The following is a 12,837-nucleotide window of genomic DNA, read 5'->3' as shown; positions in this document are numbered from 1 at the left end:
GGTCCGTGGCATGACGAACCAGGGGATTCAGGGGATCGGACAGAGCAAGATCATCGTCTTCGGCGCGGGTGGCCGCGTCGGCCGGGCAGTCGTAGCCGAGGCCCGGGCCCGGGGCCACGAGGTGACCGAGGCCGGCCGCGGGGACGGGGACGTCACCTCGGCGGCTGACGTGGCGCGGCTCTCCGCCGGGCACGACGCGGCGGTGGCGGCGGTGTACGACACGGGGGCCGCCCCGGGCGAGTTCTTCCCGGCGGCCGCCCGCGCGCTGGCGGCGGGGCTGGGCGGGGCCGGGGTGCGGCGCCTGGTCTCCGTCGGGCTGGCGTCCGTGCTGCCCACCGACTCCGGGGCGCTGCTGATGGACACCCCGGGCTACCCGCAGGAGTGGCGGGAGTTCTACGTCGGCCACGGCGCCGGCACCGAGGCGCTGCGGGCGGCCGCCCCGGCGGGCCTGGACTGGGCGGTGCTGAGCCCCTCCGGCGACTTCTCCCCCGCGGGGACGGGGCCCGGTGGCGGCTACGCCTTCGCTCCCGCCGACGCCGGGGCCCGCATCCCGCACGCGGACTTCGCCCGGGCCGTCCTGGACGAGGTCCTGGCCCCGACCGTGCACCGCACCCACGCGGGGGTGACGGGGGCATGACCGCGACCCAGGCCCCAACAACCCCGGCCGCCACCCCGCATCCCGCGGCCCCCACCGACAGCCCGAACCCCTGGGTGGCGGACCACATCCGCCACTTCGAGGAGACCGGCGGGGTACCGCGCCCCGGGATCCGCGATCTGCTGCTGACCACGCGGGGGCGCCGCTCCGGGGTGCTGCGGCGCACGGCGCTGGCCTACGTGGCCGATGGGGACTCGTACGTCCTCACGGCATCCAACGCGGGGGCCGGGCAGCACCCGGCCTGGTACCTGAACCTGAGCGCCGACCCGGCCGTCACGCTCCAGGTCGCCACGGAGAGCTTCCCGGCGCTCGCCCGCCCCGCGACCCCGGCGGAGGCGGAGCGGCTGTGGCCGGTGGTGGTGGCCGCGATGCCTTCGTACGCGGCTTACCGGGGCGCGGCCGCCCGGACGTCCGGCCGCGAGATCCCGCTGGTCCTGGTCACCCGTACGGCCACCCGTACGGCCACCCATACCGCCGCCTGAACCTCAGACGCGCAGGCGCCCAAGCCCTCAGGCCCGCACCTTCGGCGCCTTCGGCAGCCCGGACGACAGCGCGGTGCCGGTTCCGCCGAGGGAGGCGTCGGTCGCCTTCGACGCGGAACCGGCGGCCGAGGCGGTGATCTCCACCGCCGTCTTCGCGTCCTTGACGGCGCCACCGGGGTGGTCGACGATCTCGCCGACGCGCTGGGTGATCGGGGGCCCCTGGATGGCGGGCTCGTCGGCGGCGTGCGCGACGGCGGGGCAGAGGGCGAGGGCGGCTCCTCCGGACAGGACAAGGGCGGCGAGGCTGCGCTTGATGGTGTTCATGCCCGGCCCAACGACTCGCCCGACCCCGAGTTACCGCCCGACCCCACCCGCCCTCGCCGCCTACGTACGCGCCCTCGGCGGCAAGCTCAAGATCGTCGCCGAGTTCGGCGACGAGCAGGACACCCTCGGCCGACAACGCCCGCGGCCCCGGATCGGAGGATCGATCCGGGGCCGCGGGCGTGCATGACACAGCGGGAGGGTGGGGGCGCCGGGCCCCCCGGGGTCTGGGGTCAGTCCTCGACCACCAGGGACGGGGTGGACTTCGTCAGGACCTCACCGCGGAAGAAGGCGGGGCTGCGGCGTTCGGTGATGAACATGACGACCAGGCCGAGGGCCAGCAGGCCGACGCCGATGACGAAGACGTTGCCGACGTCGAGGCCGGGGAGCGTGGAGCCGGAGCCGTAGGAGGGGTCCCACGCGTCGTACAGGGTCTTGAAGAAGACCGAGGCCAGCAGCACGCCGCCCAGGACCGGGAAGACGCCCTTGAAGAACAGGTCGCGGGCGGACTTGCGCAGGTCGCCGCGGAAGTACCAGACGCAGGCGAAGGCCGTCAGCGAGTAGTAGAAGCAGATCATCAGGCCGAGCGCGAAGATCGTGTCGGTCAGGACGTTCTCGCTGACCAGGGTCATCACCGTGTAGAAGACGCCGGTGGCGACGCCCGCCATGATCGTGGCGCGGCCGGGGGTCTTGAACTTCGGGTGGACCTTGGCGTAGGAGGGCGGCAGCGCCTCGTACGTGGACATGGCCAGGACCGTGCGGGCCACCGGGATGAAGGTGGTCTGCAGGGAGGCGGCGGCGGAGGCCAGGACCGCGATGAAGAGCAGGACGCCGAGCATCGGGCCCATGACCGGGCCGGCGAGGGCGGCGAAGACGTTGCCGGAGGTCTCCTCGTTGGCGAGGCCGAGGCCTTCGCCGCCGGAGCCGACGGCCATCTGGGCGGCGATGCCGGTGGCCAGGTACGAGCCGACGAGGACGACCATCGCGATGAGCGAGGCGCGGCCGGGGGTCTTGGTGGAGCCGGTGGTCTCCTCGTTGGTGGCCAGGCAGGCGTCCCAGCCCCAGTACATGAAGATCGAGAGCGAGAGTCCGGCGGTGAAGGCCGCCATGGACTCGACCGCGAAGGGGTTCATCCAGGACCAGGAGAAGTCCAGGCCGGTGTCGAAGGTGCCCGCCGAGGCCTTCTGGAAGGCCATCGCCACGAAGATGGCGAGGACGGCGAGCTGGAGGCCGACGAGCGCGTACTGGACGCCCTTGGTGGCCGTCATGCCGCGGTAGCTGATGGCGGTCGCGGCGGCGATGAGGGTGAGGCAGGTGACGATGTGGACGAGCTTGTTGTCGTCCAGGGCGGCGATCGCATCGTTGCCCGTGACCTCGCCGGCCAGCAGCCAGAAGTAGGAGGTGGCGACGCCGGCCAGGTTGGAGAGCACGATGATCGTGGCGATCACCAGGCCCCAGCCGCACATCCAGCCGATCCGCGGGCCGAAGGCCTTCACGGTCCAGGTGAAGGAGGTGCCGCAGTCCGGCATGGCCTTGTTGAGCTCGCGGTACGCGAAGGCGACCAGCAGCATCGGGAGGAACCCGGCCAGGAAGATCGCCGGCATCTGCATCCCGACTTCACCGGCGGTGGAGCCGAGGGTCGAGGTCAGGCAGTAGACCGGGGCGACGGTGGAGATGCCGATGACGGCGCTTCCCACGAGGCCGACGGAGCCCTTGCCGAGGCCCTTGCCGCGCACGTCACCATCGGAGCCACCCTGGGGGGTGGCTCCGCCTACCGTGTCTCCGGCCTGGGGCCGGACGTCCAGCTGTGTCATACGTCAGGACGTTAGACGCTGCGTTTTCCACATCTGGAGGACTGAAGTCCGGATCCACACGCGTCCAAAGTCCTTGGAATCCTGAGAGTTGGAGTCTTCACGAGGATGTAATACAAGGTTCACAGGCCCGCCGATCATCGTTTCGGCAGGCCTGGACCTTTAATTTCACTATGCGGAAACCGCAGCACTGTCCGTTTTGGCCGGTTTCAAACTTTCCAGGTCAACTTTTGGTCAAGCCCAGACGATCGACTGCATCTCGCTGTAGGCGTGCAGTGCGTACGAGCCCACGTCCCGCCCCACACCGGACCGCTTGAAGCCGCCGAACGGCGCCTCCATGTTCCGCCCGATGGTGTTCACACCGACCCCGCCCGCCCGCAGCCGCCGCGCCACCCGGAACGCGCGCGCCGCGTCCGCGGACCACACGTAGCTGATCAGGCCGAAGTCGCTGTCGTTGGCCAGCGCCACCGCCTCGTCCTCATCCCCGTCGAAGGGGACCACCACCACGACCGGCCCGAAGATCTCCTCGCGGACCACGCGCATGTCGTTCGTGCAGTCGACGAGCAGCGTCGGGGCCACGTAGAAACCCTTGCCCTCCGTACCCACCACCGGGCGCTCGCCGCCGAAGGCGACCCGGGCACCCTCCTTCTTGCCCAGCTCGATGTACGACTCCACGCGGTCCCGGTGCGCCGCCGAGATGACCGGGCCCACCACCGTGCCGCGCACCGCCGGATCCCCGACCTTCATGAAGGCCAGGTAGCCCTGCAGCTTCTCCACCAGCTGCTCGTACACCGACCGGTGGACGATCACCCGGGTCGGAGCCGTGCAGATCTGCCCGGAGTAGAAGGAGAAGGTGGTGCCGATCCCCATCACCGCCGCGTCCAGGTCGGCGTCCGCGAGGACGATCGCCGCCCCCTTGCCGCCCAGCTCCATCAGCTGCCGCTTCATCGTGCGGCCGCAGACCTCGGCGATGCGCTGCCCGACGCCCGTGGAGCCGGTGAAGGACACCATGTCCACGTCCGGGGAGTCCACGGCCGCCTCGCCGACCTCCACCGAGGTGCCGGAGACCACGTTCACCACGCCCGCCGGGACCCCGGCCTCGTGCAGGGCCTCGGCCATCCGGAACACCGACAGCGGATCCTGCGGGGCCGGCTTGACCACGACCGTGTTGCCCATGGCCAGCGCCGGGGCCACCTTGCCCGCCGGATTGGCCCACGGGTTGTTGTACGAGGTGATGCAGGTGACGACCCCGACCGGCTGGCGCACCTCCAGGGCGCCGATGATGCTCGCCGCACCCATCGGGCCCGCCTCGGTGACCTGCGGCGGCAGCCCGCGCTCGACCGGTTCCAGCGCGCCCTTCGCGTACCGGCGGAAGCGGGCCACGCCCACCCCGACCTGCATGCCGCGCGCGATCCCGGTGGGGGCGCCCGTCTCGGCCTGGGCGAGCGCCGCCCAGGGCTCGTACTCGCGCTGGATGATGTCCGCGGCCCGGTCCAGGATCGCGGCCCGCTCCTCCGGCTTCGTCCGCGACCAGCCCTCGAAGGCCGCGGCCGCGGCGCGCGCCGCGTCCTCGACCTGGCCGCGCGAGGCCTCGGGGGCCAGGCCGACGACGGATTCGTCGGCCGGGTTGACCACCGCGTAGTGCCCGCCGGACGGCTCTACCCACTCGCCGCCGATGTAGAGCTTCTGCGGGGCGTCCGTAGCGCTGCTCACTTGGTGCTCACCGTCCTCGTGTCCCGGCCCGAACGGAGCACGATCCCCGGGATCGCCCCCGTCACCTCGTCGTCGCGGATGGTCTCCACGCCGTTGACTCGTACGGACACCATGCCGATCGCCCGCGCGTCCAGCCGCGGGCTGTCCCCGGGCAGGTCGTGCACGAGCGTCGCGGGTCCCGCCTCGATCCGCTCCGGGTCGAAGAGCACCAGGTCCGCGTGGAAGCCCTCGGTGATCCGGCCGCGCTCGCGCAGGCCGAACAGCTGGGCCGGGTCGTCGGTGAGCATCCGTACCGCCTGCTCCAGCGGCACCAGCTTGCGGCCGCGCAGGCAGTCCCCGAGGAAGCGGGTCGTGTACGGGGCTCCGCACATGCGGTCCAGGTGGGCGCCGGCGTCGGAGCCGCCGAGCATGACGTCCTCGTGCTGCCAGGTCTCGGCGCGCAGCGCCCAGCTCGCCGGGTCGTTGTCGGTCGGCATGGGCCAGAGCACCGTACGCAGGTCGTCGTTGGCGCAGATCTCCACCAGGCACTGGAAGGCGTCCTGGCCGCGTTCGGCCGCGATGTCGTTGACGACGCGGCCGGACAGGCCCTCGTTCGCCTCGCTGTAGGTGTCGCCGATGACGTAGCGGCCGAAGTTGGCCAGCCGCCGGAAGACCCCGGCCTCCTTGCTGGCCGCGCGGACCAGCATCTCGGCGCGCACGTCCGCGTCGCGCAGCTTCGCGATGCGCTCGGGGACGGGCAGGCCCAGGATCTCGCCCCAGCCGGGGATGAGGTTGAGGGCGCAGAAGGTGCCGAGCGACATGTTCATGGGGGTCAGGATCGGCATCGTCAGCGCGACGATGCGGCCGCCGGCCTTGCGGGCGCGCTCGCTGGGGATCAGCTGGCGCGGCACGCGCTCGGGGACGGAGGCGTCGATGGTGAGCACGTTCCAGTTCAGGGGCCGTCCGGCGGCCGCGCTCATCTCGACGAAGAGGTCGATCTCCTCGTCGGCGAACTGGTCGAGGCAGCCCGCGACGATCGCTTCGAGCTGGGTGCCCTCGTGCTCGGAGACCGCGCGGGACAGGGCGAGGAGCTCCTCGGGCTTGGCGTGCCGGGAGGCGACGGGGGCGCCGGAGCCGTCGGAGTGGGTGGAGGACTGGGTGGTCGACAGGCCCCAGGCGCCGGCGTTCATGGCGTCGTGGAACAGGTCGAGCATCGCCTGCATCTGCTCTTCGGTGGGCTGACCGCCGACGGCGTCCTCGCCCATGACGTGCCGGCGCAGCGCGCAGTGGCCGACCATGAAGCCGGCGTTGACGGCGATGCGGCCGTCGAGCGCGTCGAGGTACTCGCCGAAGGTGGACCAGGTCCAGTCGACGCCCTCTTCGAGGGCCTTGAGCGCCATGCCCTCGACCTTGCTCATCATGCGGCGGGTGTAGTCGGCGTCTTCCGGGCGGGCCGGGTTGAGGGGGGCCAGGGTGAATCCGCAGTTGCCGCCCGCGACGGTGGTCACTCCGTGGTTCATGGAGGGGGTCGCGTACGGGTCCCAGAAGAGCTGGGCGTCGTAGTGCGTGTGGGGATCGATGAACCCGGGGGTGAGGACGAGGCCGGTCGCGTCCTCGCTGCTCGCCGCGGGTTCCGTGACCGATCCGGGCTCGGCGATGACGGCGATCCGGCCGTCGCGTATCCCTACGTCGGCCACGCGGGCCGGGGCGCCGGTCCCGTCCACGACGGTGGCGCCTTTGATCAGGTGGTCGAGCATGACGTCCCTTCAGCCTTCGCTTGCGGTGCGCGATCAGGGGGCGGCGCCGCTCCTGGGGCTCCGCCCCAGACCCCGCTCCTCAAACGCCGGAGGGGCTGGTTTTCCCAACCCCCGGCGGTCAACCTGCGGGCCTCGGTCAGCCAGAACCCAGCCCCGCCGGGGGCGGGCGAGTCCAGCCCCTCCGGCGTTTGAGGAGCGGGGGTCCGGGGGCCGGTCCCCGGCAGCGGCTCCGCGCTTGCCGGGCCGCAGCCCAGGGCCCCGGCCGGAGCCCGCCGGGCCGGCCGCGGCCTCGGCATGGCTCCGGCCGGGGCCGGTTCCGGGGCGGCGGTCCGGGAAGACGCCGCCCCGAGTTCCCCCGCCGGGTCAGACGGCCTCGCGGAAGCGCGTGGTGCGGTGCACCGGGTCGGTGTCGATGTGCGGGATGACGTGCTCGCCGATGAGCTTGATGGTGGTCATCGTGTCCTCGGGCGAGACACCGGTCGGCAGACCGAAGGAGAGCTGGTCGGCGCCGGCCTCCTCCCAGCGCTTGCACTGCGCGCGGACCTCGGACGGGTCGCCGCAGATGAGCAGCTCCTCGGCGATCAGCAGCTCGATGATCTCCGCGTTGTACTCGGGGAGGATCTCGGGCCACTCGGGGATCATCTCGGGGCGCGGGAAGGTGTCGTGGTAGCGGAAGACCAGCGACTGGAAGCGGTTCATGTTGGCGTTGACGGCGATCTCGACGGCCTTGTCGTGGGTCTCGGCGCAGATCGCGGTCGAGGTGACCATGACGTTGTCGTTGACGAAGGCGCCGATGGCCTTCGCCTCCTGGATCGCGGTCTTGTACTGGTCCAGCACCCAGGCCATGTCGGAGACCTTCTGGACGCTGAAGCCGAGGACTCCGAGGCCCTTCTTGGCCGCCATGGCGTACGAGGCCGGGGAGCCGGCGGCGTACCACATGGCCGGGTGGGCCTTGCCGTACGGCTTGGGGAAGATCTTGCGCGGCGGGAGCGACCAGTGCTTGCCCTGGAACCCCTCGTACTCCTCCTGGAGGAACATCTTGGGGAACTCGGCGATGGTCTCCTCCCAGATCTCCTTGGTCCCGTCCATGTTCTCGATGCCGGGGAGGAAGCCGAGGATCTCGTGGCTGCCGGCGCCGCGGCCGGTGCCGAACTCGAAGCGCCCCTTGGAGAGGTGGTCGAGCATGGCGACCTTCTCGGCCACCTTGACCGGGTGGTTGACCGGGGCGAGCGGGTTGAAGATGCCGGAGCCGAGGTGGATGCGCTCGGTGGCGTGAGCGAGGTACCCGAGGAACACCTCGTTCGCCGACAGGTGCGAGTACTCCTCCAGGAAGTGGTGCTCGGAGGCCCAGGCGTACTTGAACCCGGACTTGTCCGCCTGGATGACGTACTCGGTCTCCTCGATCAGCGCCTTGTGCTCTGCCTCGGGGTCGACCTTGGACCGTGCCTCAGGCACGTATCCCTGCACAAAGAGCCCGAATTCCAAGGGGATTCACCGTCCTTCTGTTTCTGACGTTGCGTCAGATTCGATGTCACGACTGTTCCATCGCGGGGGCGGGAGCGTCAATACCTGACGCTCCATCAGATGTGGTCGGAGGGAGTCAGCCGATGCTGACGCCCGCCATCCAGCCGCCGTCGATCACGAACGGCTGCCCGGTGATGTACGAGGAGTCCTCGCTGGTCAGGAACAGCGCCAGCTTGGCTATCTCCTCGGGCTGGCCCACCCGGCCCATCGGCACGACGCGCTTGTAGAGCTCCGCCATGGCGTCCCTGGCCTCCTGGGGCAGGTCCGCCGGATTCGTGTTCCCGGGGGTGGCCATCGCGGTGTCCACGGCCCCCGGGCACATCGCGTTGACCCGGATGTTCTTCGCGGCCAGCTCCAGCGCCGCCACCCGGGTCAGGCCGAGGATCGCCGCCTTGGTCGCCGCGTACGTGCCCACGTACGCCATGCCGGTGAGCCCCGTGTACGAGGAGGTGTTGACGATCGTGCCGCCGCCGGCCGCCTCGATCTCCGGGGCCACCGACTTGATGCCGAGGAAGGCGCCGACCTGGTTGACCTGCACCACCTGCTGGAACTCCTCCAGCGGGGTCGCGGTCAGCTCGTTGAAGCGCAGGATGCCCGCGTTGTTGACCAGGCCGTTCACCGGACCGAAGGCCTCCTTCGCCGCCGCGATGGCGGCCGCCCAGTCCTCCTCCCGGCTCACGTCCATCCGTACGTACCGGGCCCGGTCCTCGCCGATCTCCTTCGCGACCGCCGCGCCCTGCTCGTCCAGTACGTCGCCCAGGAGCACCTTGGCGCCCTCGGAGGCGAAGAGCCGGGCCTCCTGCTCGCCCTGGCCGCGCGCGGCACCGGTGATGATGACGACGCGTCCGTCCAGCTTGCCCATGCCGTACCCCTAAGTCGCTAGTCGTTGAGGAGCGGGCCCACTTCGGACCCGAAAGCCGTGATCTGGTCGATGAGTTCGGCCCGGTCGCGATTGCGGAAGCGGACCTGGATCTGGTCGATGCCGATCGCCTTGTACGCGCGCAGCGACTCGGCGAGCGCCTCCGCCTTGCCGGTGAGGGTCCGCCGGCCGGTGTCCCAGCCGGGCTCGCCGACGTACAGCGGCGCGGTGATCGCGCCGAACTCCACGGGTCCCGTGATCCCGGCCTCGGCGCGGAGCTCCTTGATCCGGGCGATCTGGGCCGGGAGCTTGTCGAGCGGGTCGCCCTGCGGGAGCCAGCCGTCGCCGCGCACGGCGGCCCGCCGCACGGCAGCGGGCGAGGACCCGCCCACCCAGACGGGGATCCGGGACTGGACGGGGCGGGGCAGCTGCCCGAGGTCCTTGAAGGAGAACAGCTCGCCCTCGAACTCCGGGTACTCCTCGGGGCCGAGGGCGGCGCGCAGCGCGTCGAGGGTCTCGTCGAGGACGGCCCCGCGGCGCGCGAAGTCCACGCCGAGCACCTCGAACTCCTCCTTCACGTGCCCCGCGCCGACACCGAGGATCAGCCGGCCGCCGGAGAGGTGGTCGACGGTGGCGTACTGCTTGGCGCTGAGCAGCGGGTGGCGCAGGCCGAGGATCGCGACGTGGCTGAGCAGCCGCACGTTCTCGGTGATCCCGGCCAGGAAGGAGAGGGTGGCGATGGGGTCGTACCAGATGGTGCTCATGGGGCCGGCCATGTGCCGCGGGATGGCCACGTGGTCGCAGGTGGCGACGTAGCCGAAGCCGGCCCGGTCGGCCGCCTTGGCCACCGCGGCGAGGTCGGCCGCGTCCGCCGTGGCCTCCCAGGGCTCTGCGTAGATGGTGCTCTGCGACTGGATCGGGAGCTGCATCCCGTAGACCAGCCGACCTTCCGGAAACACGCGCGCCATGGGCCGTACCCGCCTCGTCCTCGACTGCCGATTCGTCATACCGGTGCGGGGGCCATCGTCGTAGCTGACGGGTCGTCAGGCAAGGGGTCGACGCCACCCGAAGCGGCGACCAGGCCCCGGCGCGGCACCCCACGCCAAATAACATGAGTTTTGTTACGATGGCTTCATGACTGACCAGCCCGCACCCGGCGAAGGTCCCACCCGGCCCGTCTCCGTCTCGCTTCACGAGGGGACGATCGCGGCACTCAAGGCGCGCACCGGCAAGCGCGGCATGTCCGCGTACATCGAAACGCTGGTTCAGCGACAGCTGGAGCGTGATCGACTCCGAGAGCTGATCGAGGACTCCGAATCCGTGAACGGCCCGGCCGATCCCACGGCGGTCGACGAGAAGCGAGCGATCTTGCGCGGCGAGACGGCAGCCTCGTCGGACGCCGCATGAGCGGGACCCTCGTCCTGGACTGCGAAGGCCTCTCCCGACTCGTACGGCAAGACCCCGGCCTGCTGGAGTGGCTCACGGCTGCGGAAGCTGAGGACATCCGGGTGGTCATCAGCTCGGTCACCCTCGTCGAGGCGCGCGACCCCCGGGTGAACCAGGCCCGCTTCGACTACGCGGTCTCCCGCGTGAACATCGTCCCGCCGGGCGAGGCCATCGTGCGGCACGCGAGCAAGCTGCTCGCCACCGCCGGGCTGCACGGGCACAAGTACGCCCTGGACGCCATCGTGGCGGCGACCGCCCTCGCCCAACCCGGACCCGTCACCTTGCTGACCTCGGACCCCGAGGACCTGTCCATGCTGTGCGGGAAGCGGATCCGGGTCGTCAAGATCTGACGGCGGGACCACTGAATGGAGAGGAGTGCCACCATGTCCGACGCGAACATCCGCATTCCCAAGGAAGCCAAGGACCGGCTCGCCGCTGTAGCAGCTTCCGAGGGACTGTCCCTACGCGCCTATCTGACCCGCCTGGCCGAGAGCTTGCCGACCCCGGCCGATCCTGCCCATCAGGCTCCCCGTGCAGCATTGCAGGTGTGGAACGGCTACGGCCCCACGGCCGCCGAGCAGCGGGACCTCGACGAGGAGCTGGACCGGCGGCTGGCCGAGGCGAGGAACCGTTGACCAAGGCGGACCTCGGACCGTGACCTCCTGGGGGATGTCCGGGCTCCCGGCCGCCCGCTAGGGTGCCGCGCGTGGATCTCCTTCTGACGCTGATCAGCGGGCTGGCCTGGACCCTCGTGTACGCCGAGGCGATCCGGGTGGGGCTGCGCGACCGGACGTACGCGATGCCGGTCGCGGCGCTCGCGCTGAACTTCGCATGGGAGTCGACCTACGCCGTACGGGAGTTCAGCGTCGGGGTCTCGGCGCAGGGCATCGTCAACGTGGTGTGGGCCCTCGCCGACATCGTCATCGTGTACACGTATCTGCGTTACGGGCGGGCCGAGTTGCCCGGCTTCGTCACCCGGCCGCTGTTCGCCGTCTGGACCGCACTCCTCTTCGCGAGCGCCTTCGCCGTGCAGTGGCTCTTCCTCGCCCACTTCGGCCACCACGACGCGAGCCGCTACTCCGCGTTCCTGCAGAACCTGCTGATGTCCGGGCTGTTCATCGCCCTCTACGCGAGCCGCGGCGGCCGGCACGGGCAGTCACTGGTGATGGCCGTCGCCAAATGGCTCGGCACGCTCGCGCCGACCATCCTCTTCGGAGTCATCGAGGACGCCCCGTTCATCCTCGGGCTGGGGCTGCTGTGCACCGTGTTCGACCTGGCCTACATCGCCCTGCTGGCCCGCGACCCGGCTGCGGGCGGGAAGACGGCGGCGGGCGCGGTGCCTGCTGCGGGCGAGGAGCCTGCTGCGGGCGAGCCCGTCAGAAGCCCTTCGGCCCCATCACGATGACCGGCTTCGCCGCCGGGTCGAGGGTCTCCAGGACCTGCTTCATCGCGGCCTTCGGGATGCCCACGCAGCCCTGCGAGGGGCCGTCGTGGTCCACGTGGAGCCAGATGTTGCCGCCCTTCTCCTCGCCCTCCGGCTTCGTCGGGTCGAGGGGGCTCACCCCCTTCTTGCGGTTGAAGTCGATGGCGACGACGTAGTCGAAGGAGCCGAGCAGCGACTCGCCGTTGACCCCGCGGCCCGTCGCCACGAAGGAGGCGTCCTGGTCGTACGGGAACTTCGTGCCCTGCGGCTTCGCCAGCAGACCGCCCGCGTCGGTCAGCGCGAACACGCCCTCGGGGGAGGTCAGGTCCCCGTACGTACGCTCCGTGGACCAGCCCTTGGCTCCGTTGCGCGCGGGCCAGCTGTCGCTCTTCAGCCAGTCGGCGCCGGCCGCCGGGCGCGTGTACAGGGCCGCGGTGGACTCCGAGGAGCCCCTGGCCTTGCCGGTGACCAGGATGAGCTGGCGGGCGTCCGCGGGGATCTTCGCCCGGGTCCGCTCGCTGACCTCGGGCAGGCCCTGGAAGGGGTCGCGCTCGGCGGCCCGCGCGGCCCGGTTCTCGGCCGGCGGCCGGGCGTCGGCGGCTGCCAGGGCCGCCGCGTTGGCCGGCGGGTCCTGGGCCAGGTACGCCCAGCCCACGCCGAAGCCGAGCAGTCCCAGGGCGGCCGCGAAGGCGAGCGGGCGCGAGCTGCGGGCACGCCGGGAACCGCGCGAGGCACCGCCGGCGCGCCGCGCACCACCGGCGCGGATGCGCCGGGTCGGGCGGGACGCCCCGGGGGTGCGGGACGGACGGGACGCGCGGGAGCCGGCTCGGGCGTGCTTGCTCATTGACCCGACCGTACACAGCCGAT

At 71.3% G+C, this 12,837-nt stretch carries 15 protein-coding genes; 7 read left to right on the top strand and 8 right to left on the bottom strand.

The window, feature by feature from the left end; genetic code table 11:
* The first annotated feature begins 10 nt into the window (after positions 1 to 10).
* The gene (locus OHA37_RS22020; RefSeq protein WP_266907813.1) at positions 11 to 637 is read left to right on the top strand and encodes an NAD(P)-dependent oxidoreductase; all 627 of its coding nucleotides are present in this window, start codon (positions 11 to 13) and stop codon (positions 635 to 637) included.
* The gene (locus tag OHA37_RS22015) at positions 634 to 1,137 is read left to right on the top strand and encodes a nitroreductase/quinone reductase family protein (protein ID WP_266907811.1); all 504 of its coding nucleotides are present in this window, start codon (positions 634 to 636) and stop codon (positions 1,135 to 1,137) included. The genes OHA37_RS22020 and OHA37_RS22015 overlap by 4 nt, the downstream gene beginning before the upstream one ends.
* Positions 1,138 to 1,164: 27 nt before the next feature.
* On the opposite strand, the gene OHA37_RS22010 is transcribed toward OHA37_RS22015, so the two are convergent.
* The gene (locus OHA37_RS22010; RefSeq protein WP_266907809.1) at positions 1,165 to 1,461 is read right to left on the bottom strand and encodes a hypothetical protein; all 297 of its coding nucleotides are present in this window, start codon (positions 1,459 to 1,461) and stop codon (positions 1,165 to 1,167) included.
* Between OHA37_RS22010 and OHA37_RS22005 the strand changes: the two genes are divergently transcribed.
* On the top strand, positions 1,460 to 1,648 hold the full coding sequence (locus OHA37_RS22005) for a hypothetical protein (RefSeq protein WP_266907807.1): 189 nt from the start codon (positions 1,460 to 1,462) through the stop codon (positions 1,646 to 1,648). The two genes, OHA37_RS22010 and OHA37_RS22005, sit on opposite strands and share 2 nt — an antisense overlap.
* A 43-nt stretch (positions 1,649 to 1,691) precedes the next feature.
* Here OHA37_RS22005 and OHA37_RS22000 read toward each other — a convergent pair whose 3' ends face one another.
* The 6 genes from OHA37_RS22000 to OHA37_RS21975 form a co-directional block, all read right to left on the bottom strand.
* Positions 1,692 to 3,272 carry an APC family permease gene (locus tag OHA37_RS22000; RefSeq protein ID WP_266907805.1) on the bottom strand — a complete coding sequence of 527 codons (1,581 nt, stop codon included), beginning with the start codon at positions 3,270 to 3,272 and terminating at the stop codon, positions 1,692 to 1,694.
* A gap of 231 nt (positions 3,273 to 3,503) precedes the next feature.
* Positions 3,504 to 4,982 carry an aldehyde dehydrogenase family protein gene (locus OHA37_RS21995; protein ID WP_266907803.1) on the bottom strand — a complete coding sequence of 493 codons (1,479 nt, stop codon included), beginning with the start codon at positions 4,980 to 4,982 and terminating at the stop codon, positions 3,504 to 3,506.
* On the bottom strand, positions 4,979 to 6,718 hold the full coding sequence (locus OHA37_RS21990; RefSeq protein WP_266907801.1) for an N-acyl-D-amino-acid deacylase family protein: 1,740 nt from the start codon (positions 6,716 to 6,718) through the stop codon (positions 4,979 to 4,981). The genes OHA37_RS21995 and OHA37_RS21990 overlap by 4 nt, the downstream gene beginning before the upstream one ends.
* Before the next feature lie 363 nt (positions 6,719 to 7,081).
* Positions 7,082 to 8,203, bottom strand: a complete 1,122-nt coding sequence (locus OHA37_RS21985) for an LLM class flavin-dependent oxidoreductase (RefSeq protein WP_266907799.1) — start codon at positions 8,201 to 8,203, stop codon at positions 7,082 to 7,084.
* A 115-nt stretch (positions 8,204 to 8,318) separates the two neighbouring features.
* Positions 8,319 to 9,104 carry an SDR family NAD(P)-dependent oxidoreductase gene (locus OHA37_RS21980; protein WP_266907797.1) on the bottom strand — a complete coding sequence of 262 codons (786 nt, stop codon included), beginning with the start codon at positions 9,102 to 9,104 and terminating at the stop codon, positions 8,319 to 8,321.
* 17 nt (positions 9,105 to 9,121) lie between these two features.
* Positions 9,122 to 10,069 carry an LLM class F420-dependent oxidoreductase gene (locus tag OHA37_RS21975; protein WP_266907795.1) on the bottom strand — a complete coding sequence of 316 codons (948 nt, stop codon included), beginning with the start codon at positions 10,067 to 10,069 and terminating at the stop codon, positions 9,122 to 9,124.
* 166 nt (positions 10,070 to 10,235) lie between these two features.
* On the opposite strand from OHA37_RS21975, the gene OHA37_RS21970 reads away from it, so the two are divergent.
* The 4 genes from OHA37_RS21970 to OHA37_RS21955 all read left to right on the top strand — a co-directional run bounded on the left by OHA37_RS21970 (position 10,236) and on the right by OHA37_RS21955 (position 11,952).
* Positions 10,236 to 10,508 (top strand): hypothetical protein, encoded by a 273-nt coding sequence (locus OHA37_RS21970; protein ID WP_266907793.1) that lies wholly within the window; start codon positions 10,236 to 10,238, stop codon positions 10,506 to 10,508.
* Entirely contained in the window at positions 10,505 to 10,897 is a 393-nt protein-coding gene (locus OHA37_RS21965; protein WP_266907791.1) for a type II toxin-antitoxin system VapC family toxin, read from the top strand. The genes OHA37_RS21970 and OHA37_RS21965 overlap by 4 nt, the downstream gene beginning before the upstream one ends.
* Positions 10,898 to 10,930: 33 nt before the next feature.
* A complete protein-coding gene (locus OHA37_RS21960) occupies positions 10,931 to 11,182 on the top strand; it encodes a hypothetical protein (RefSeq protein ID WP_266907789.1) in 252 nt (83 codons plus the stop codon).
* 71 nt (positions 11,183 to 11,253) lie between these two features.
* The gene (locus tag OHA37_RS21955; RefSeq protein WP_266907787.1) at positions 11,254 to 11,952 is read left to right on the top strand and encodes a transmembrane-type terpene cyclase; all 699 of its coding nucleotides are present in this window, start codon (positions 11,254 to 11,256) and stop codon (positions 11,950 to 11,952) included.
* Here OHA37_RS21955 and OHA37_RS21950 read toward each other — a convergent pair.
* Positions 11,924 to 12,814 (bottom strand): hypothetical protein, encoded by an 891-nt coding sequence (locus OHA37_RS21950; protein WP_266907785.1) that lies wholly within the window; start codon positions 12,812 to 12,814, stop codon positions 11,924 to 11,926. The genes OHA37_RS21955 and OHA37_RS21950 overlap by 29 nt on opposite strands.
* Between the last annotated feature and the right edge of the window lie 23 nt (positions 12,815 to 12,837).

It is taken from the genome of Streptomyces sp. NBC_00335 (assembly GCF_036127095.1).
Lineage (GTDB): Bacteria > Actinomycetota > Actinomycetes > Streptomycetales > Streptomycetaceae > Streptomyces.
The sequence above is the reverse complement of the archived record's forward strand: the minus strand, read 5'-3'. Positions and strand labels throughout refer to the sequence as shown.